The 19443-nt window shown below is 59.8% G+C and carries 17 protein-coding genes; 10 read left to right on the forward strand and 7 right to left on the reverse strand.

The genetic code is table 11. The annotated features are described in order from the left end of the window. The first annotated feature begins 118 nt into the window (after positions 1–118). The 9 genes from bioF (at position 119) to AC1DQM_RS11845 (ending at position 11372) form a co-directional block, all read left to right on the forward strand. Positions 119–1297, forward strand: coding sequence for an 8-amino-7-oxononanoate synthase (gene bioF, locus AC1DQM_RS11805; RefSeq protein WP_477746217.1), 1179 nt, complete (start codon positions 119–121; stop codon positions 1295–1297). Continuing rightward, positions 1290–2021, forward strand: coding sequence for an alpha/beta fold hydrolase (locus tag AC1DQM_RS11810; RefSeq protein ID WP_018928818.1), 732 nt, complete (start codon positions 1290–1292; stop codon positions 2019–2021). Before bioF ends, AC1DQM_RS11810 begins: the two co-directional genes overlap by 8 nt. Further along, on the forward strand, positions 2014–2826 hold the full coding sequence (bioC, locus tag AC1DQM_RS11815; RefSeq protein WP_477746218.1) for a malonyl-ACP O-methyltransferase BioC: 813 nt from the start codon (positions 2014–2016) through the stop codon (positions 2824–2826). Before AC1DQM_RS11810 ends, bioC begins: the two co-directional genes overlap by 8 nt. Beyond that, entirely contained in the window at positions 2823–3503 is a 681-nt protein-coding gene (bioD, locus tag AC1DQM_RS11820) for a dethiobiotin synthase (RefSeq protein ID WP_018928820.1), read from the forward strand. The genes bioC and bioD overlap by 4 nt, the downstream gene beginning before the upstream one ends. A 120-nt stretch (positions 3504–3623) precedes the next feature. Beyond that, positions 3624–3920 carry a hypothetical protein gene (locus tag AC1DQM_RS11825; protein WP_018928821.1) on the forward strand — a complete coding sequence of 99 codons (297 nt, stop codon included), beginning with the start codon at positions 3624–3626 and terminating at the stop codon, positions 3918–3920. Between the two features lie 277 nt (positions 3921–4197). Beyond that, a complete protein-coding gene (locus AC1DQM_RS11830; protein WP_007936490.1) occupies positions 4198–6003 on the forward strand; it encodes a phenylacyl-CoA dehydrogenase in 1806 nt (601 codons plus the stop codon). Between the two features lie 226 nt (positions 6004–6229). Continuing rightward, on the forward strand, positions 6230–7519 hold the full coding sequence (locus AC1DQM_RS11835) for a GGDEF domain-containing protein (protein ID WP_018928822.1): 1290 nt from the start codon (positions 6230–6232) through the stop codon (positions 7517–7519). A 90-nt stretch (positions 7520–7609) separates the two neighbouring features. Continuing rightward, on the forward strand, positions 7610–9406 hold the full coding sequence (locus tag AC1DQM_RS11840) for an acyl-CoA dehydrogenase C-terminal domain-containing protein (RefSeq protein ID WP_477746219.1): 1797 nt from the start codon (positions 7610–7612) through the stop codon (positions 9404–9406). Positions 9407–9593: 187 nt separating this feature from the next. Then, positions 9594–11372, forward strand: coding sequence for an acyl-CoA dehydrogenase C-terminal domain-containing protein (locus AC1DQM_RS11845; protein ID WP_018928824.1), 1779 nt, complete (start codon positions 9594–9596; stop codon positions 11370–11372). A 226-nt stretch (positions 11373–11598) separates the two neighbouring features. On the opposite strand, the gene AC1DQM_RS11850 is transcribed toward AC1DQM_RS11845, so the two are convergent. Further along, positions 11599–12519 carry a LysR family transcriptional regulator gene (locus AC1DQM_RS11850; protein WP_028940266.1) on the reverse strand — a complete coding sequence of 307 codons (921 nt, stop codon included), beginning with the start codon at positions 12517–12519 and terminating at the stop codon, positions 11599–11601. Between the two features lie 169 nt (positions 12520–12688). Between AC1DQM_RS11850 and AC1DQM_RS11855 the strand changes: the two genes are divergently transcribed. Further along, entirely contained in the window at positions 12689–13972 is a 1284-nt protein-coding gene (locus tag AC1DQM_RS11855; protein ID WP_477746220.1) for an aspartate aminotransferase family protein, read from the forward strand. A gap of 169 nt (positions 13973–14141) precedes the next feature. Here the strand turns inward: AC1DQM_RS11855 and AC1DQM_RS11860 are convergent, their stop codons facing one another. The 6 genes from AC1DQM_RS11860 to pqqA all read right to left on the reverse strand — a co-directional run bounded on the left by AC1DQM_RS11860 (position 14142) and on the right by pqqA (position 19309). Continuing rightward, positions 14142–15974 carry a S9 family peptidase gene (locus AC1DQM_RS11860; RefSeq protein ID WP_477746221.1) on the reverse strand — a complete coding sequence of 611 codons (1833 nt, stop codon included), beginning with the start codon at positions 15972–15974 and terminating at the stop codon, positions 14142–14144. Further along, positions 15940–17082: a pyrroloquinoline quinone biosynthesis protein PqqE gene (gene pqqE, locus AC1DQM_RS11865; RefSeq protein WP_167331194.1), complete on the reverse strand. Its 1143-nt coding sequence runs from the start codon at positions 17080–17082 to the stop codon at positions 15940–15942. The genes AC1DQM_RS11860 and pqqE overlap by 35 nt, the downstream gene beginning before the upstream one ends. A 4-nt stretch (positions 17083–17086) precedes the next feature. Then, complete coding sequence (gene pqqD / locus AC1DQM_RS11870; protein WP_018928829.1) at positions 17087–17362, reverse strand: pyrroloquinoline quinone biosynthesis peptide chaperone PqqD; 276 nt, start codon at positions 17360–17362, stop codon at positions 17087–17089. Further along, positions 17359–18111: a pyrroloquinoline-quinone synthase PqqC gene (pqqC, locus tag AC1DQM_RS11875; RefSeq protein WP_007936521.1), complete on the reverse strand. Its 753-nt coding sequence runs from the start codon at positions 18109–18111 to the stop codon at positions 17359–17361. Before pqqC ends, pqqD begins: the two co-directional genes overlap by 4 nt. 127 nt (positions 18112–18238) lie before the next feature. Continuing rightward, entirely contained in the window at positions 18239–19150 is a 912-nt protein-coding gene (gene pqqB, locus AC1DQM_RS11880; protein WP_018928830.1) for a pyrroloquinoline quinone biosynthesis protein PqqB, read from the reverse strand. A gap of 84 nt (positions 19151–19234) precedes the next feature. Continuing rightward, complete coding sequence (pqqA, locus tag AC1DQM_RS11885) at positions 19235–19309, reverse strand: pyrroloquinoline quinone precursor peptide PqqA (protein ID WP_009045898.1); 75 nt, start codon at positions 19307–19309, stop codon at positions 19235–19237. Positions 19310–19443 lie beyond the last annotated feature (134 nt).

The raw sequence follows: 19443 nt of genomic DNA on the forward strand, positions 1-19443 counted from the left end.
CACGCAAAACCCTGTAGGAGCCTGCTTGCTGGCGATAGCATCACCACGGTCTGTCTGATGACCGTGGTGATGCTATCGCCAGCAAGCAGGCTCCTACACTCTGATCTTCGAGGCCTGCATGTCTTTCGATCTCGCCGCACGCCTTGCTGCCCGTCGTGCCGAAAACCTTTATCGCCAGCGCCCGCTGCTTGAAAGCCCTCAAGGCCCGGAAGTGGTGGTCGATGGTCAGCCATTGCTGGCGTTCTGTAACAACGATTACCTGGGCCTGGCCAATCACCCGCAAGTGATCGAAGCCTGGCGCGCCGGCGCGTCTCGTTGGGGCGTGGGCGGTGGTGCTTCGCATCTGGTGATTGGCCACAGCGGCCCGCATCACGCGCTGGAAGAAGCCCTTGCAGAATTCACCGGCCGCCCGCGCGCACTGCTGTTCACCACCGGCTACATGGCCAACCTCGGCGCGGTCACCGCATTGGTCGGGCAAGGCGATACGGTGCTGGAAGACCGGCTCAATCACGCGTCGTTGCTGGATGCCGGTTTGCTGTCCGGTGCGCGTTTCAATCGCTATCTGCATAACGACGCGGCCAGTCTGGCCAACCGCCTTGAGAAGGCCACCGGCAATACGCTGGTGGTCACCGACGGCGTGTTCAGCATGGACGGTGACATCGCCGATCTGCCGGCGCTGGCGCGGGAAGCCAAGGCCAAAGGTGCCTGGTTGATGGTCGATGACGCTCACGGCTTTGGTCCGCTGGGCGCCAATGGCGGTGGGGTCGTCGAGCATTTCGGCCTGAGTCAGGAGGACGTGCCGGTGTTGGTCGGCACCCTCGGCAAGGCGTTCGGTACGGCCGGTGCTTTTGTGGCTGGCAGTGAGGAGTTGATCGAGAGCCTGATCCAGTTCGCTCGCCCCTACATCTACACCACCAGCCAGCCGCCGGCACTGGCCTGCGCGACGCTTAAAAGCCTGGAATTGTTGCGCAGCGAACACTGGCGACGTGAGCATTTGCAGGCGCTGATTCGCCAGTTCCGCCAAGGCGCCGAGCAGATTGGCCTGGAGTTGATGGACAGCTTCACGCCGATCCAGCCGATCATGATTGGCGATGCCGGGCGTGCGGTCCGGCTGTCGCAGATGCTGCGTGAGCGTGGCCTGATGGTGACCGCGATCCGTCCACCGACCGTGCCTGCCGGCAGCGCACGCTTGCGCGTAACCCTGACCGCCGCTCACAGCGAGGCGCAGGTGCAGCTATTGTTAAATGGACTGGCCGATTGTTTTCAACAACTGGGACCGGAGCCAAGCCATGCGTGATCGTCTGATTCTGCTGCCGGGCTGGGGTCTCGGGATTTCTCCGCTGGAACCCTTGGCGGCTGCCTTGCAAGGCCTGGATGAGCATCTGCGCGTCGAAATCGAACCACTGCCGGAACTGGAATCGAGCAACCTTGAAGAATGGCTCGATGAACTGGATTCGACGCTGCCCCAGGATGCCTGGCTAGGTGGTTGGTCATTGGGCGGCATGCTGGCATCCGAATTGGCGGCGAAGCGCGGTGACCGTTGCTGCGGTTTGGTGACCCTGGCGAGTAACCCTTCTTTTGTCGCCCATGAGCAGTGGTCGAGCGGGATGCCTGGCGAGACCTTCGACGCGTTTCTGGCCGGTTGCAAAGCCGATCCGGGCATGACGTTGAAACGTTTCTCGCTGCTGTGCACCCAAGGTGCCGCAGACCCGCGCGGGCTATCGCGGCTGTTGCTCGCTGGCGCACCGCTTTCGTCTCCATCGGTGCTGATGAGCGGCCTGGAGTTGCTTGCACAGCTGGATACCCGGCAAGCGTTGCAGGCGTTTCGCGGTCCGCAATTGCACTTGTTCGGTGGTCTCGACGGATTGGTCCCGGCCGAAGCGGCGGGGGATTTGCTGGCGCTGCTGCCGGATGTCGAAATCGGTCTGATTGAACAGGCCAGCCACGCGTTTCTTCTGGAAGACCCCCACGGTGTGGCGGGGGCGATTCAGGCCTTTTTGCATGAGTCCGGTGATGACTGATTTGTCCATTCCCAACCTGCCCGGCGGCTTGCCCGATAAACGCCAGGTAGCGGCGTCCTTTTCCCGAGCGGCGGCGAGCTACGACAGCGTGGCCGAATTGCAGCGCGACGTTGGCAATGAATTGTTGCGTCGCTTGCCGGAGGATTTTGTCCCGGGTCGATGGCTGGACATGGGTTGTGGCACCGGGTATTTCAGCCGTGCGCTCGGTGAGCGTTTTCCTGCCGGCAACGGGCTGGCCCTTGATATCGCAGAGGGGATGCTCAATCACGCCCGTCCCTTGGGCGGCGCCAACCATTTCATCGCCGGTGATGCCGAACGCTTGCCGTTGCAGGATTCGACCTGCGACCTGGTCTTCTCCAGCCTGGCGGTGCAATGGTGCGCGGATTTCGCCTCGGTGCTCAACGAAGCGTATCGGGTGCTGAAACCGGGCGGTATTTTCGCGTTTGCTAGTCTGTGTGTAGGCACGCTGTACGAATTGCGCGACAGCTGGCGTCAGGTGGATGGCATGGTGCACGTCAACCGCTTCCGCGAGTTCGGTGTTTACCAGCAGCTTTGCGCGGGCAGTGGCTTGAAGGTCATCAGCCTTGAAACACATCCACATGTGTTGCATTACCCCGATGTCCGCAGCCTGACCCATGAGCTCAAGGCACTCGGGGCGCATAACCTGAACCCCGGTCGGCCGGGCGGTTTGACCGGCAGGGCGCGAATCCTCGGCTTGATCGAGGCTTACGAGCAGTTTCGTCAGGCACAGGGACTGCCGGCGACTTATCAAGTGGTTTACGCCGTGCTGGAGAAACCCTTATGAGCGCAGCCTATTTCATCACCGGTACTGACACCGATGTCGGCAAGACCACCGTCGCCGCAGGTTTGCTGCATGCCGCGCGATTGTCAGGCTTGAGCACAGCGGCGGGTAAGCCGGTAGCCTCCGGGTGTGAGCTGACGCCCAAGGGATTACGTAACGCCGACGCACTGGCACTGCTGGCCGAATGCTCGATACCGTTGACCTACGATCAGGTCAATCCGGTCGCGTTCGAGCCGGCGATCGCACCGCATCTGGCGGCGCGGGAGGCTGGCGTGGCGCTGACCGTGCAATCGTTGCTGGCACCAATGCGGCAGGTTCTCGATCTGCAGGCGGACTTCACCTTGATCGAAGGCGCTGGCGGCTGGCGAGTGCCGTTGGCGGATCAAGACAATCTGTCAGACCTGGCCATGGCGCTGGATCTGCCGGTAATCCTGGTGGTTGGTGTGCGCCTGGGCTGCATCAACCATGCGCTGCTGACGGCTGAGGCAATTGCTCGGGATGGTTTGCAGTTGGCGGGGTGGGTGGCGAACATCATCGATCCGAAGACCTCGCGCCTGGAAGAAAACCTGGCGACGCTGGCCGAGCGCATTCCCGCGCCGTGCCTGGGGCGGGTGCCGAAACTCAAGTCGGTGACGGCCGAAGCGGTGGCCGAACATCTACAGCTGGATCTGCTGGACTGACGTTTCTGGCGTGGGTTTTACCTATGATAAGGCACTGTGCCATTAGTGTTTTTGTCGGGCCTTTTAGCGGCGTGTCTGGTTCAATGGCCGCTGTTGATCCTTTGTAGGACGAGTTCTCCCATGGAAATCTCAGGAAACACCGCTTTCTATGCCGGTCTGAGCACTATTCAGACAGGGCAGAGCCGCGTCGATCAGGCTTCGGGGCAGATCGCCAACAACACCATCGAGCGTTCGGTCACCAGTCAGTCCTCCGAGGTTCAGGTCGATCGTCTGCGCTCGGTAGACCGCAGCCAGCAATCGGATCTGGCCAGCAATGTGGTCGAGATGTCTCAAGGCAAGTTCCAGGTGGAACTTGGCGTCAAAGTCGCCAAGGCCTCCGATGAAATGCTCGGTACGTTGATCGATACCTTCGCCTGATTCCTCATTGAATTCACTACCCCAGCGCCGCGCCTGTTCGCGGCGTTTTTCTGCGTAAGTCCTTCTCCCTCAACTAATCTCTCCTACATGACGTGTTGCTCAATCAACGACGTTGCGCCACTGCGCACCCAAGATTTTCATAGATCGAAGACGAACGGCAAAAGATCGGCGCTTGACAAGGTTTGGGCGTAAACGTATGTTTCAAACAACTGTTTGACCGTCACAACAAATCACCACGGTCGTTCATTCCCGGTTACATCAGCAGAGGTTTATCGCTATGCCTGACTACAAGGCCCCCTTGCGTGATATTCGCTTCGTTCGTGACGAACTGCTCGGCTACGAAGCGCACTATCAGAGCCTTCCGGCTTGCCAGGACGCAACTCCGGACATGGTTGACGCCATTCTCGAAGAAGGCGCCAAGTTTTGTGAGCAGGTGCTGGCTCCGCTGAACCGCGTGGGTGACACCGAAGGCTGCACCTGGAGCGAGTCGGGCGTTAAAACCCCGACCGGTTTCAAAGAAGCCTACAAGCAATTCGTCGAAGGCGGCTGGCCTAGCCTGGCCCACGATGTAGAGCACGGCGGCCAGGGCCTGCCGGAGTCTCTGGGCCTGGCTGTCAGCGAAATGGTTGGCGAGGCCAACTGGTCGTGGGGCATGTACCCAGGCCTGTCCCATGGCGCGATGAACACTATTTCCGAGCACGGCACGCCTGAGCAGCAAGAGGCTTACCTGACCAAACTGGTTTCCGGCGAATGGACCGGCACCATGTGCCTGACCGAACCGCACTGCGGCACTGACCTGGGCATGTTGCGCACCAAGGCCGAACCTCAGGCCGACGGCTCCTACAAAGTGTCCGGCACCAAGATCTTCATCTCGGCCGGTGAGCACGACATGGCCGACAACATCGTCCACATCGTTCTGGCACGTCTGCCGGACGCACCTGCCGGCACCAAAGGCATCTCGCTGTTCATCGTGCCGAAATTCCTGCCGAACGCAGATGGCTCGATCGGCGCGCGCAACGCTGTGAGCTGCGGTTCCCTGGAACACAAGATGGGCATCCACGGCAACGCCACCTGCGTGATGAACTTCGACGCAGCCACCGGTTACCTGATCGGCCCGGCGAACAAAGGCCTGAACTGCATGTTCACCTTTATGAACACCGCACGTCTGGGTACCGCGCTGCAAGGTCTGGCACACGCCGAGATCGGCTTCCAGGGCGGCCTGAAATACGCTCGCGATCGCCTGCAAATGCGCTCCCTGACTGGCCCGAAAGCGCCGGACAAAGCCGCTGACCCGATCATCGTTCACCCTGATGTTCGTCGCATGCTGTTGACCATGAAGGCGTTCGCCGAAGGCAACCGTGCGATGGTTTACTTCACCGCCAAGCAAGTCGACATCGTCAAATACGGCGTCGATGAAGAAGAGAAGAAGAAAGCCGACGCATTGCTGGCCTTCATGACGCCGATCGCCAAAGCCTTCATGACTGAAGTCGGTTTCGAATCCGCCAACCACGGCGTGCAGATCTACGGTGGCCACGGCTTCATCGCCGAGTGGGGCATGGAGCAGAACGTTCGCGACAGCCGTATTTCGATGCTGTACGAAGGCACCACCGGCATCCAGGCACTCGACCTGCTGGGCCGTAAAGTGCTGATGACTCAAGGCGAAGCGCTCAAGGGCTTCACCAAGATCGTCCACAAGTTCTGCCAGAGCAACGAAGGCAATGACGCGGTCAAAGAGTTCGTCGAGCCATTGGCTGCGCTGAACAAAGAATGGGGCGAGCTGACCATGAAGGTCGGTATGGCGGCCATGAAAGATCGCGAAGAAGTCGGCGCAGCATCCGTGGACTACCTGATGTACTCCGGTTACGCCTGCCTGGCCTACTTCTGGGCTGACATGGCGCGTCTGGCGGCCGAGAAACTGGCTGCCGGTACCACCGAAGAGGCGTTCTACACCGCCAAGCTGCAGACTGCGCGCTTCTACTTCCAGCGCATCCTGCCGCGTACCCGCACTCACGTTGCAACCATGCTGTCGGGCGCCAACAACCTGATGGACATGAAAGAAGAAGACTTCGCACTGGGTTACTAAGCCCTACGCAGTCTCTTCACAAAGCCGCTGCTTCCTCGGAAGCAGCGGCTTTTTTATGCCTGACGCAAACGATCACGTCTTTAAATATTCCTGACTAAAACGCTAAGAAGAACGACTTTGCTGCCGTTAAAGAGGCTGCGATGTGACGCCTGTCACGTTGCACGTGCTTAGCTGCGCCAAATGCAGGCACAATGCCATCTTTGTTTGCCGGGTCGGAGCTTTACCCTTGCCGCGTTCTTCCGCTGTACGTTTCAGCCATTTTTTGCCATCGCTGCTGTTGTTGCTCGCGGGGCTTGCGGCTGCCTACGTCAAGGATCTCAACGTCTTCTTCACTTCGCTGTTCAACGTGCTGCCCACTCTGGTGCTGTTGCTCGGCGGTGCGTATTGCGCGGTTTATCGACGTCAGCGTGAACTGTTTCTGATGGTCACGGTGTACATCGCCTACTTTCTGCTCGACACCCAGACTGACTATTACCGCGACAACGGCAAGGTTCGTGAAGACGCCGCGGTGGTGTTCCATCTGTGCTGTCTGTTGTTGCCGTTGCTGTTTGGCTTGTTCGCTGCCTGGCAAGAGCGTACTCACCTGTTCCAGGACATGGTGGCGCGTTTCGCTGTGTTGCTGGCGTTCGGCAGTGTGGCGCTGGGGCTGGAGCAAAGTTACCCACAGGCGCTGCTGATGTGGCTGTCGGAGATCCGCTGGCCGGCGTTGCATGGTGCGTGGATGAGCCTGATCCAATTGTCTTATCCCGTGTTCATCGCCTCGTTCCTGTTATTGGCCTGGCAATACTGGCGCAACCCAAGACCCTTGCACGCTGCGCAATTGGTGGGGCTGTTGGGATTGTTCTGGATGTTGCCGAAAACCTTCATCCTGCCCTTCACCCTCAACATCATGTGCAGCCAGGTGATGTTGATGATTGCCGCCGCGGTTGCCCATGAGGCCTATCAGATGGCTTTCCGCGACGAACTCACCGGCTTGCCGGGGCGCCGCGCCCTGAACGAGCGCATGCAACGGCTGGGGCGCAATTACGTGCTGGCGATGAGCGACGTCGATCACTTCAAGAAATTCAACGACACCCACGGCCACGATGTCGGCGACCAAGTGTTGCGTCTGGTCGCCAGCAAGCTGTCGAAAATCAGTGGTGGCGGTAGGGCATATCGCTACGGCGGTGAGGAATTTGCCTTGGTGTTCGCAGGCAAGACCCTCGAAGAGTGCATGCCGCATCTGGAGGTCATCCGCGAATCCATTGCCACTTACAACATCCAGCTGCGCAATCAGGACAGCCGTCCCCAGGATGACCAGCAGGGGCGCCAGCGTCGCGCGGGTTCGGGTGCCTCGAGTGTTTCGGTCACCGTCAGCATCGGCGTCGCCGAACGCCTGGAACAACGCACCCCCGAAGAAGTGCTCAAATCCGCCGACCAGGCGCTCTACAGCGCCAAGGGCGCGGGGCGAAACTGTGTGATGGCCTTCGGTCAGAACCGCCGTGGCGCAGTGCGCATGGACGCCGCTGCGGGTTGAGTGATGATGGCGCATTCAGCGTCTGGACTGTGATTGTGAGGTGTGATGCACGGCAGTAGGTTTGAGCCATCTGCTGCCGGAGAAATGAACATGCCCGAGTACAAAGCTCCCCTGCGCGACATGCGCTTTCTGATCGATCACGTGTTTGATTTTCACAGCAACTACGCCGCGCTGGGGGCCTCCGATGCCAGCCCGGACATGGTCAATGCGATTCTCGAAGAAGGCGCGAAATTCTGTGAGAACGTTCTCGCACCGCTGAACCGCAGCGGCGACGAAGAAGGCTGCCATTTCGACAACGGTGTGGTCACAACGCCTACAGGCTTCAAGCAAGCATTCGCACAATACGTGGAAGGCGGCTGGCATGGTCTGGCGGCGGACCCGGCTTACGGCGGCCAGGGCTTGCCAAGTTCCTTGGGGCTGGTCATCAGCGAAATGGTCGGCTCCAGTAACACGTCCTGGGGCATGTACCCCGGCCTGACCCACGGTGCGATGTCGGCCATCCATGCCCATGGCACTGAAGAACAGAAACAGACCTACCTGAGCAAGCTCACCGCAGGCCAATGGACCGGCACCATGTGCCTGACCGAAGCCCATTGCGGCACCGACCTGGGCATCATCAAGACCCGCGCCGTGCCTCAGGCCGATGGCAGTTACGCGATCTCTGGCAGCAAGATATTCATCTCCGCCGGTGAGCACGACATGAGTGACAACATTATTCATCTGGTGCTGGCCAAACTGCCGGACGCGCCAGCGGGGACTAAAGGCATTTCTCTGTTTATCGTGCCCAAATTCCTACCCAATGCCGAGGGCGAGGCAGGCGAGCGCAACGGCGTTTCCTGCGGTTCGATCGAACACAAAATGGGCATCAAGGCCTCGGCCACCTGCGTGCTGAATTTCGACGATGCCAAGGGCTTCTTGATCGGTGAGCCGAATAAGGGCCTGAACTGCATGTTCACCATGATGAACCACGCGCGGCTCGGCACCGGCATGCAAGGTTTGTGTCTGGGGGAGACGAGCTTCCAAGGTGCGGTCAAATACGCCAACGACCGTCTGCAAATGCGCTCGCTGACCGGCCCGAAAGCCCCGGAAAAACCTGCCGACCCGATCATCGTGCATCCCGATGTGCGCAGGATGTTGTTGACCATGAAGGCCTTCAACGAAGGCAACCGGGCGCTGACTTACTTCACCGCACAGTTGCTGGACGCTGCGCACCTGAGCCCGGATGAAACGGCGCGTCAGGACGCCGAGGATTTGCTGGCGTTCCTCACACCGATCTGCAAAGCCTTCATGACCGACACCGGGCTGGAGGTGACCAACCTCGGCATGCAGGTGTTTGGCGGCCACGGTTTCATTCGTGAGTGGGGCATGGAGCAGTTGGTTCGCGACTGCCGGATCGCGCCGATCTATGAAGGCACCAACGGCATTCAGGCGCTGGATCTGCTTGGGCGCAAAGTCCTTGGCAGTCAGGGAAAACTGCTGCGCGGCTTCACTAAAATCGTCCACAAGTTCTGTGCGGCAAACGCTGAGCACCCGCAACTCGGCGGTTATGTGGCGCAACTCAACGATCTGAATCAGCAGTGGGGTGAATTGACCACCAGGATCGGCATGGCTGCGATGAAAAATCCGGATGAGGTCGGCGCCGCCTCGGTGGATTACCTGATGTACTGCGGCTATATCATCCTCGGCTACCTGTGGCTACGCATGGCGCTGGTGGCTCAGTCGCAGTTGGAGGCGGGCAGCGGTGATGCCGATTATTGCCGAGGCAAGCTGGCGACCAGCGAGTTTTACTTCAAGCGCTTACTGCCGCGTACGGCTGCTCATCGGGCGGCCATCGAGGCGGGTAGCGACTGTTTGATGAAGTTGCCGGCGGAGTTGTTTGCACTTTAATCATTCAAATCGGCCATAAAGAAGCCCGCCTTGCTGCGGGCTTCTTTATGAAGAACAGGTCAGTGACTAAAAATAACAAATCGGTCATGGGCTGACCCTATGTGTCGTAAAAGTTGTTGAGGTACACTCGGACACAGCGAAATCACTATTCCTACGAACCACCTGTTTAGATCTTGCGAGGTTTGCCATGGCTGACTACAAAGCGCCCCTGCGCGATATGCGCTTCGTCCTCAATGAAGTTTTCGAGGTCGCCAAACTCTGGGCCGAACTGCCTGCGCTCGCCGAGACCGTCGATGCTGAAACCGTCGAAGCCATTCTGGAAGAAGCCGGCAAGGTCACCAGCAAAAGCATCGCGCCCCTGAGCCGTGCGGCTGACGAAGAAGGTTGCCACTGGGCCGACGGTGCCGTCACCACCCCGGCCGGTTTCCCACAGGCGTATCAGACCTACGCTGAAGGCGGTTGGGTCGGTGTCGGTGGCGATCCAACCTACGGCGGCATGGGCATGCCCAAGGCGGTTTCGGCGCAGGTCGAAGAAATGGTCAACTCCGCCAGCCTGTCGTTCGGTCTGTATCCGATGCTGACCGCCGGCGCCTGCCTGTCGATCAACGCCCACGCCAGCGAAGAGCTGAAAGCCGCGTACCTGCCGAACATGTACGCCGGTGTCTGGGCCGGTTCCATGTGCCTGACCGAGCCGCACGCCGGTACTGATCTGGGGATTATCCGCACCAAGGCCGAACCTCAGGCTGACGGTTCCTATAAGGTCAGCGGCACCAAGATCTTCATCACCGGCGGCGAACACGACCTGACCGAGAACATCATCCACTTGGTCTTGGCCAAGCTGCCGGACGCGCCAGCAGGGCCGAAAGGTATTTCGCTGTTCCTGGTGCCGAAGTTCATGGTCAATGCCGATGGCAGCCTCGGTGCGCGCAACCCGGCGACCTGTGGTTCGATCGAACACAAGATGGGTATCCAGGCATCCGCAACCTGCGTGATGAACTTCGACGAAGCCGTGGGTTACCTGGTCGGCGAGCCGAACAAAGGCCTGGCGGCGATGTTCACCATGATGAACTACGAGCGTCTGGGTGTTGGCATCCAGGGCCTGGCCTCGGGTGAACGTTCCTACCAGAACGCCATTGAATACGCTCGCGACCGCCTGCAGAGCCGTTCGCCGACCGGCGCGCAGAACAAGGACAAAGTGGCTGACCCGATCATCGTCCACCCTGACGTGCGTCGCATGCTGCTGACCATGAAAGCCTCGAACGAAGGCGGCCGTGCATTTTCCACTTACGTGGCGATGCAACTGGACACCGCCAAGTTCAGCGAAGACGCCACCACCCGCAAGCGCGCAGAAGACCTGGTCGCACTGTTGACGCCTGTTGCCAAGGCATTCCTGACCGATTTGGGGCTTGAAACCACAGTTCATGGCCAGCAGATTTTTGGCGGCCACGGCTACATCCGTGAGTGGGGCCAGGAGCAACTGGTTCGTGACGTGCGTATCACGCAGATCTACGAAGGCACCAATGGTATTCAGGCGCTGGACCTTGTCGGGCGCAAGATCGTCGGCAGCGGCGGGGCATTCTACAAACTGTTCGCTGACGAGATTCGTCATTTCACCGCGACGGCCAGTGCTGATTTGGCGGAGTTCACCAAACCGCTGAACGATGCAGTGGGCACCCTCGACGATCTGACCGCATGGCTGCTGGACCGGGCGAAAAACAACCCGAACGAAATCGGCGCTGCTTCGGTCGAGTATCTACAAGCATTCGGTTACACCGCCTATGCCTACATGTGGGCACTGATGGCCAAGGCAGCCTTCGGCAAAGAAGCGCAGGACGATTTCTACGCGAGCAAACTGGGTACGGCGCGGTTCTATTTCGCTCGTCTGCTGCCACGTATTCATTCGTTGAGCGCGTCGGTAAAGGCAGGAAGCGAATCGTTGTTCCTGTTGGACGCAGGACAGTTCTGACGTCTGTAACGTCATGTAAGCATTCTCTTACATGACGTGCTGCTGTTTTCCCATATGCGCAGATTGGATCCAGAGCTAATCTACTTCACATGGACGTCGCGCAGGAAGCGCAAAGCAACAACACGGACACGTAGGATTCTGCCAGGACGGCGGAGTGAAATGGATGTCAGGGAAACAGTCTGCAAAGCCCCGCTTCGGCGGGGTTTTCTTTTGCCTGCAAAAAAGTTCAGCTCAACCCATCCAGGGCCGTCGGGCTACGCAAGTGTTCATCCATCACCTCTTCCAGCAATGTCCGCAACAACGCCAGCGAAGCCTGTTGCCGCTGCACATCCCGACACACCAACCCCACTTTCAGCGGCACCCGCGGCTCACTCAGTGGTTTCCACAGCAACTCTTGGTCGCCATGGGTCTTTTGCGAGCGTCCGGGCAGCACAGTCGCCAGCCGCGTGTGCGGCAGGCTGTCGAGAATCCCCGCCATGTTGTTCAGCTCGGCCTGCACCTGCGGCCGGCGCCCAAGACTGGCCAGTTGTGCCTGCCAGATCTGCCGTACCTGGAACTCTTCACCCAACAGCAACATGGGCAACTCGGCCGCCTGGCTCATGGAGACCTTCTTGAATTCGCGCAACGGATGGTCCGCCGGGATGACAAGGGTCAGCTCATCTTCGTACAACGGCACGCCGTGCAAACCCGGCTGACGGGGCGGCAGGTAACTGATCCCGATGTCCAGCGAACCATTGAGTAGTCGTCGCTCGATTTCCAGGCCGGTCAGTTCATAGATCTGCACCACCAGATGCGGCTGTGCCTTGCGCACGCGTTCGAGCATTTGCGGCACCAGGCTGGAGTGGACGGTCTGCAGTACGCCAATGGCCAAGGTTCGCAACGCCTTGCCCTTGAAATTGCCCAAGGCTTCGCGCGCGCGTTGCAAGCCATCGAGCAAGGGCAGGGCATGGTTGTACAACGTGTGGGCCGCCAGGGTTGGTAGCAGACGTTTGCTGCTGCGTTCGAACAGGCTCACATCGAGGTTCTGTTCGAGTTGGCGGATCTGCTGGGACAACGCTGGCTGGGAGATAGAAAGCCGCTCGGCGGCCCGACCGACATGGCCCTCTTCGTAAACCGCGACGAAATAACGCAGTTGCTTGAAATCCATAACTAACACTTATCAAAAATGCTGAGAAATCGAAATGGCTCAGTGCCTTGCCTACGCCTAGTCTAACCGCATTCACAAGGCTTACAGGGCCATAAAGCACGATGAATACCGTTTACAGCGATGGTGTTTACATAGGCAAGGCAAAAAACCTCGGACGAGGTTTTATCCGATGAATCTGTTCAACCTGCGACGCAAGCCACCGAGCCTTGATGACCTGGCGATGGACACTTCCCTGCCGGCCAGAAGCGACAACTTTTCCAGCGAGTACCTGATGCCCAGTGTCGAACGACCGAAACAGATTTTCGTGCGTGGCCAAGGCTCCTGGTTGTGGGACAGCGATAACCGCGCTTACCTGGATTTCTCACAGGGTGGCGGCGCCAATAGCCTCGGACATAGCCCCTCGGCACTGGTCAAAGCGATTTCGGAGCAGGCTCAGTCGCTGATCAATCCGGGTTTCGGACTGCACAACCGCGGCGTGCTCAACCTCGCCGACCGGCTCTGCGCCAGTACCGGCAGTGACCAGGCGTACCTGCTCAACAGTGGCAGCGAAGCCTGTGAAGCGGCGATCAAACTGGCGCGCAAATGGGGCCAGCAACATCGTGGCGGCGCTTCGCGGATCATTGTGGCCAGTAAAGGCTGTCATGGTCGTAGCCTCGGGACGATTTCTGCGTCGGACAGTTCGAATCTGATCAACCGATTCGAGCCACAGTTGCCGGGCTTCAGCCATGTCCCGTTCAATGACCTGCCCGCCTTGCATGCGGCCGTGGATGCCCAGACGGTCGCGATCATGCTCGAACCGATCCAGAGCGAGGCCGGGGTGATTCCCGCTACCGAGCACTACCTCAAGGGCGTCGAGCGCTTGTGTCGTGAGCTTGGCATTCTGCTGATATTTGACGAAGTGCAAACCGGCGTCGGGCGCTGCGGCACATTGCTTGCCGAACACTCCTACGGCGTGCGGGCAGATATCGTGGTGCTCGGCAAAGGGCTCGGTGGTGGCGTGCCATTGGCGGCATTGTTGGCGCGAGGCAAGGCCTGTTGTTTCGAAATCGGCGAAATGAGCGGTACTCATCATGGCAATGCGTTGATGAGTGCCGTCGGGCTTGTCGTGCTCGACAGCGTGCAGGACAAGGGCTTTATCGATCATATGCGGGAAACCGCTCAGCATCTGGGCGAAGGCCTGAGTCGTCTGGCCCATCGCTATGGTCACGGCGAATTGCGTGGGCAAGGGCTGCTCTGGGGGCTCGATCTGTCCGACGATTCGGCCGACGCCGTAGTCAAGGCTGCATTGTACGAAGGCTTGCTGCTCAATGCGCCGCAAGCCGATTGCCTGCGCTTTACCCCGGCCCTTACGGTCAGCAAGGCCAATATCGACGAAATGCTCCTGCGTCTGGCCCGCGCCTTCTCCCGCGTGCGCACCGCGCAACTGCAGTGCCGCAAAGGTATTGCGGTCTGATCAGACCCGCCCTACACGAATTTCCGAACCGTCTCGCGGTATAACGCAGCGCCCCACGTTTGATTCTTTTCGCGTGGGGCGTTTTTTTGTCTCTGCGTTTTGCCGAAGACATTTCAGTGCTTGAGTGATAGCAGGATCAATGGTTGCCCGCGAATGGGGCGCTACGATTTCAGTCCGCCAACTCCATCACCCGCCGATAAAACATCCATTCCTGCTCCAGCACATGGGCCTGGTTGCCGGCCTTGCGAAAGCCATGGCGTTCGTCGGCATAGTAATGCGCTTCGACCAGAATGCCGTTGTCCTGTAATGCCTTGACCATGTCGCGGGTCTGTTGCGGCACCACCACGGCGTCCAGTTCACCCTGAAAGAAGATCATTGGAACGCTAATGTTGTTCGCATGCAGCAGCGGCGTGCGCGCGGCGTAGCGTTCAGCGTCCTCTACCGGGTCGCCGATCAACCAGTCCAGATAATCGCTTTCGAACTTGTGCGTGACGCGGCCCAGCGCAACGGGATCGCTGACGCCATACAGGCTGGCGCCCGCACGAAAGACCTTGTGAAAGGCCAATGCGCACAATGCGGTGTACCCGCCGGCGCTGCCACCACGGATAAACGCTTTATCGCCGTCGATCAGTCCGCGCTCGGCCAGGTAGCCGACCACTGCGCAGGCATCTTTCACGTCCACCTTGCCCCAGCTCAAATGCAGCGCCTGGCGATAAGCACGGCCGTAGCCGCTGCTGCCTCGGTAGTTGAGATCGGCCACGGCGAAGCCGCGTTGTGCCCAATACTGGATTCGCGGGTCGAACATCGGGTAGCAGGCCGAAGTCGGGCCGCCGTGAATGAACACCACCAAGGGCGGTTTCGTATCGTCGTTCATTGCCGGGTAGAAGAACCCGTGGGCCTCGCCCGAACCGCTCGGATAACGCAGGGTTTGCGGGCGGCTGATCTGATCGGCCGGCAGGGGGACAACACCACCGGCGAGGGTCTTCACCTGCCGGGTCTTGCGGTCAATGGCAATCACCGACGCCGAACTGACTGGTGAAGCGGCGATGCAGTAGATGAACTGGTCATCCTGTGCGAGATGGCGGAAGCGGCTGTAGTCGCCCGTGAAATCCTCACGGGAGCCATCGCCATGACAAAGCCCCAGTCGCCCAAAACCCTCTTCGGTCCAACTGGCCAGATAAGTGTCTTCGCTCAACGGTAACCAGGTGCAACCACCCAATTGCCAGGGCGCCGGTCCATGGTCGGCAGCAGTGCTCGGGAGTGGGCTCAGTCCTTCTGTCGACTCCACCCACGGCTGCCAGAAACCGCCGCGATCGGTCAGACAATACAGACGGCCGCTGTCATCGAATCCCGGTTGTTGCAGTGACTCCTGAGCACCGTCACCGGCCACACAACGCGGCTGCGCAAAGGTGTGATCGCGCTGGCGTTCGGCAACCATCAGGCGTGTTGCGGTCCAGGGCTGATCCGGGCGATTCCACTCGATCCAGGCCAGACGTCGACCGTCAGGACTCAAGGTCGGTGCCGCGTAGAAATCAGCGCCTTCGGCCAGCAGATGGCGTCGGCCATCTGCCAGATCGATCGCCACCAGGCGATGCCGATCGCGGTTTTCTTCCACCGCCAGCACTTGCCCGTTGGCGAAGTGCAGATCGCCGTACCGGCATTCACTTGAAGTCAGCACCTCAGGCGTCTCATCGCTCAGCGATTGCCGATACAGCTGCTGATCGGCCTCGTTGACGAACACCAGCCCGTCATCGGTCAGACAAAACGCGCCACCGCCATATTCGTACACCCGGCTGCGCACACTGAAGGTGGGTGGCGTCAGGCAGTGGGCCTGACCGTCGCGCCACTGCCAGACTCGGCAGGCAGCATCTTCGGGGCGGTACTCGTTCCAGAACAGGCCATGTGGCCCGACCTGCAACTCGGCGAAGTCGATGCCGGCCGCGACGGCCCTGGCGGCGCTCAAGGGTTCAGCTTTTGGCGATGAGGCGTGAGTTTCGTTCATTGCGAAAGGCCAGTTGTTCGATGGTCTGGGTCGCGTGCTCGGCTTCTTCGCGGGCCTTGAGGATCACGCCGTGATGTTTCGACTTGCTGCACACCGGGTCGGCATTGCTCGCGTCACCCGTGAGCATGAACGCCTGGCAACGGCAGCCGCCGAAGTCCTTTTCTTTCTCGTCGCAGGAGCGGCACGGCTCGGGCATCCAGTCGTAACCGCGAAAGCGGTTGAAGCCGAACGAGTCGTACCAGATGTGCTGCATGCTGTGGTCGCGCACGTTGGGAAACTGCACCGGCAGCTGTCGGGCGCCATGACAGGGCAGGGCGGTTCCGTCTGGTGTGACCGTCAGAAAAATACTGCCCCAGCCATTCATGCAGGCTTTCGGACGCTCTTCGTAATAGTCCGGCGTCACGAAAATCAGCTTGCACGGATGCCCTTCGGCTTCCAGTTTCGCGCGGTATTCGTTGGTGATGCGTTCGGCGCGAACCAATTGTTCCTTGGTCGGTAGCAGGCCGACCCGATTGAGCTGAGCCCAACCATAGAACTGGCACGTCGCGAGTTCGACGAAGTCTGCCTCAAGGGCAATGCACAGCTCGATGATCCGGTCGATTTTGTCGATGTTGTGCCGATGGGTGACGAAGTTCAGCACCATCGGATAGCCGTGCGCCTTCACCGCACGGGCCATTTCGAGTTTTTGCGCGAAGGCCTTTTTCGAGCCGGCCAGCAGGTTGTTCACCTGCTCGTCGCTGGCCTGGAAGCTGATCTGGATGTGGTCCAGGCCGGCCTTTTTGAAGTCGCTGATTTTCTGCTCGGTGAGGCCGATGCCGGAGGTGATCAGGTTGGTGTAGAACCCCAGTTTGCGCGCCTCAGCGATCAACTCGGCGAGGTCCTGGCGTACCAGCGGTTCACCACCGGAAAACCCCAACTGCGCCGCGCCCATTTCCCGGGCTTCGCGAAAGACCTTGATCCACTGCTCGGTGGTCAACTCCTGGCCTTGCTCGGCGAAATCCAGCGGATTGGAGCAGTACGGGCATTGCAACGGGCAGCGATAGGTCAGCTCCGCCAGCAGCCAAAGGGGCAGGCCGATTTCGGGCTTGGGCGGTAACTTGTCTGACACGGAATCAGGCAAGTTCGATCCAGTGCTGAGCACGGGCGACCTCCATGAATTGCTCGATGTCGTCACCGAGCTCGGGCACGCCGGGGAACTGTTTGTCGAGCTCGGCGATGATGGCCGCGACATCTCGCTGGCCATCGATCAAGCCACCGATCAGCGCGGCGCTCTCATTGAGTTTGATCATGCCTTCGGGGTAGAGCAATACATGGCCCTTTTGCGCCGGTTCGTACTGGAAACGGTAGCCGGGACGCCAGGTCGGGGTTTTGCTGCGATCAAAACTCATAAGGTGATTCCTTTATGCCAGACCCGCTGTTCGGTCACGCTGTGGTACGGCGGGCGGTTCAGTTCGTAGGCCATGCTCATGGCATCGAGCATGCTCCAAAGAATGTCCAGTTTGAACTGGAGAATTTCCAGCATGCGCTCCTGGCCTTCCCGCGTAGTGTAATGCTGCAACGTGATTGCCAGACCGTGCTCCACATCCCGGCGAGCCTGGCCCAGGCGCGTACGGAAATATTCGTAACCGGCCGGGTCGATCCACGGGTAATGCTGCGGCCAACTGTCGAGGCGCGATTGGTGGATTTGCGGCGCGAACAGCTCGGTCAATGAGCTGCTAGCGGCTTCCTGCCAACGGGCCCGGCGGGCGAAGTTGACGTAGGCATCCACGGCGAAACGCACGCCGGGCAGCACCAGCTCCTGGGAGCGCAACTGATCCGGGTCGAGGCCGACCGCTTGCCCAAGACGCAACCAGGCTTCGATACCGCCGTCTTCGCCGGGGGCGCCGTCATGGTCCAGCAGGCGCTGAATCCACTCGCGACGAATCTCGCGGTCCGGGCAGTTGGCCAGGATCGCGGCGTCCTTGAGCGGGATGTTCACCTGATAGTAAAAGCGGTTGGCGACCCAGCCCTGGATCTGCTCGCGGGTCGCCCGGCCTTCATACATCGCCACGTGATACGGATGATAGATGTGGTAGTAGGCGCCCTTGGCGCGCAGGGCCGCTTCGAATTCGGCGGGGGACATTGGGGTATCAGTCATTGCGGTTCTCCGGGAACAACCGGTGGATTCTTTGGTGTCTGGTCTGACGCCTTCGCGGGCAGGCCTGCTCCCACAGAGATAGCGCTATCCCTGTGGGAGCGTGGCTGGCCCGCGAAGAGGCTATCCGCTACAGCACAATACTCATGCCGTCATAAGCCACTTCAACTTCACGACGGGCCAGCTCCGCACGCTCTGGCGAATCCTCATCGAGAATCGGGTTGGTGTTGTTGATGTGGATAAGCACTTTGCGCTGCTTGGGCAGTTGTTCCAGCACTTCGAGCATGCCGCCGGGGCCGTTCTGCGCCAGGTGGCCCATTTCCCGACCCGTGCGCGTGCCGACGCCACGGCGCTGCATTTCGTCGTCGTCCCACATCGTACCGTCTACCAGCAGACAATCGCTGCTGGCCATGATCTTCAGCAGCGGAGCATCGACCTTGCCCAGGCCCGGTGCGTAGAACAGTTTACCGCCGGTGCTCAGGTCTTCGACGATCAGGCCGATGTTGTCGCCCGGATGCGGGTCAAAGCGGTGCGGCGAGTAGGGTGGGGCGGCGCTGCGCAGGGGCAGTGGGGTGAAACGCAGATTCGGGCAGGCCGGGACGGTGAAGCTCTGATCGAGTTCGATACGGTTCCAGTTCAACCCGCCGTTCCAGTGGGTCAGCATGGTGAACAACGGGAACCCGGTGCTCAGGTCTTCATGGACCATGTCAGTGCACCAGACCTGATGCGGGCAACCTTCACGCAGGCTGAGCAGGCCGGTGGTGTGGTCGATCTGGCTGTCCATCAGGATGATTGCGCTGATGCCGGTATCACGCAGCGCGCGTCCCGGCTGCATCGGCGCGAAACTCTGGAGCTGGGCGCGGATGTCCGGCGAAGCATTGCACAGCACCCAGTTCACGCCATCATCGGAAATCGCGATGGACGACTGGGTACGCGCTTCGGCCCGCAGGCTGCCGTCGCGAAAACCTGCGCAGTTCGCGCAGTTGCAGTTCCACTGGGGGAAACCGCCGCCGGCGGCGGAACCTAGAATCTGGACAAACATGGCCGCTCCATCATTGAAAACTGAAAATAAAAACGCCCCGGCAAGCCGAGGCGTAGCACTGCATTCTCTACCAAACGGCAGAGCTTAGCGGCTTGCGAAGTACATGGTGACTTCGAAGCCGATACGCAGGTCGGTGTAAGCAGGTTTGGACCAGGACATAGAAGCGCTCCTTCAGGTGGATGGGACAGTTGAGACCTACACATATAGTCCACCTCCAGCCGGAGATGTTCAGATAGTTAGGTGGCTATGTTACTCAAAATTACAGAGCGATTGGCTGCGAATCTTTGAGAAAG

Source organism: Pseudomonas sp. 01L34, assembly GCF_056400265.1.

Excerpts from the sequence above, each read along its gene's own strand:
- AC1DQM_RS11860 (WP_477746221.1), bottom strand. The coding sequence starts at position 15,974 with ATGAACGAAACTCACGCCTCATCGCCAAAAGCTGAACCCTTGAGCGCC.
- AC1DQM_RS11830 (WP_007936490.1), top strand. The coding sequence starts at position 4,198 with ATGCCTGACTACAAGGCCCCCTTGCGTGATATTCGCTTCGTTCGTGAC.
- bioF (WP_477746217.1), top strand. The coding sequence starts at position 119 with ATGTCTTTCGATCTCGCCGCACGCCTTGCTGCCCGTCGTGCCGAAAAC.
- AC1DQM_RS11840 (WP_477746219.1), top strand. The coding sequence starts at position 7,610 with ATGCCCGAGTACAAAGCTCCCCTGCGCGACATGCGCTTTCTGATCGAT.
- bioC (WP_477746218.1), top strand. The coding sequence starts at position 2,014 with ATGACTGATTTGTCCATTCCCAACCTGCCCGGCGGCTTGCCCGATAAA.
- AC1DQM_RS11855 (WP_477746220.1), top strand. The coding sequence starts at position 12,689 with ATGAATCTGTTCAACCTGCGACGCAAGCCACCGAGCCTTGATGACCTG.
- AC1DQM_RS11845 (WP_018928824.1), top strand. The coding sequence starts at position 9,594 with ATGGCTGACTACAAAGCGCCCCTGCGCGATATGCGCTTCGTCCTCAAT.
- pqqB (WP_018928830.1), bottom strand. The coding sequence starts at position 19,150 with ATGTTTGTCCAGATTCTAGGTTCCGCCGCCGGCGGCGGTTTCCCCCAG.
- AC1DQM_RS11825 (WP_018928821.1), top strand. The coding sequence starts at position 3,624 with ATGGAAATCTCAGGAAACACCGCTTTCTATGCCGGTCTGAGCACTATT.
- AC1DQM_RS11810 (WP_018928818.1), top strand. The coding sequence starts at position 1,290 with ATGCGTGATCGTCTGATTCTGCTGCCGGGCTGGGGTCTCGGGATTTCT.
- AC1DQM_RS11850 (WP_028940266.1), bottom strand. The coding sequence starts at position 12,519 with ATGGATTTCAAGCAACTGCGTTATTTCGTCGCGGTTTACGAAGAGGGC.
- bioD (WP_018928820.1), top strand. The coding sequence starts at position 2,823 with ATGAGCGCAGCCTATTTCATCACCGGTACTGACACCGATGTCGGCAAG.
- pqqC (WP_007936521.1), bottom strand. The coding sequence starts at position 18,111 with ATGACTGATACCCCAATGTCCCCCGCCGAATTCGAAGCGGCCCTGCGC.
- pqqD (WP_018928829.1), bottom strand. The coding sequence starts at position 17,362 with ATGAGTTTTGATCGCAGCAAAACCCCGACCTGGCGTCCCGGCTACCGT.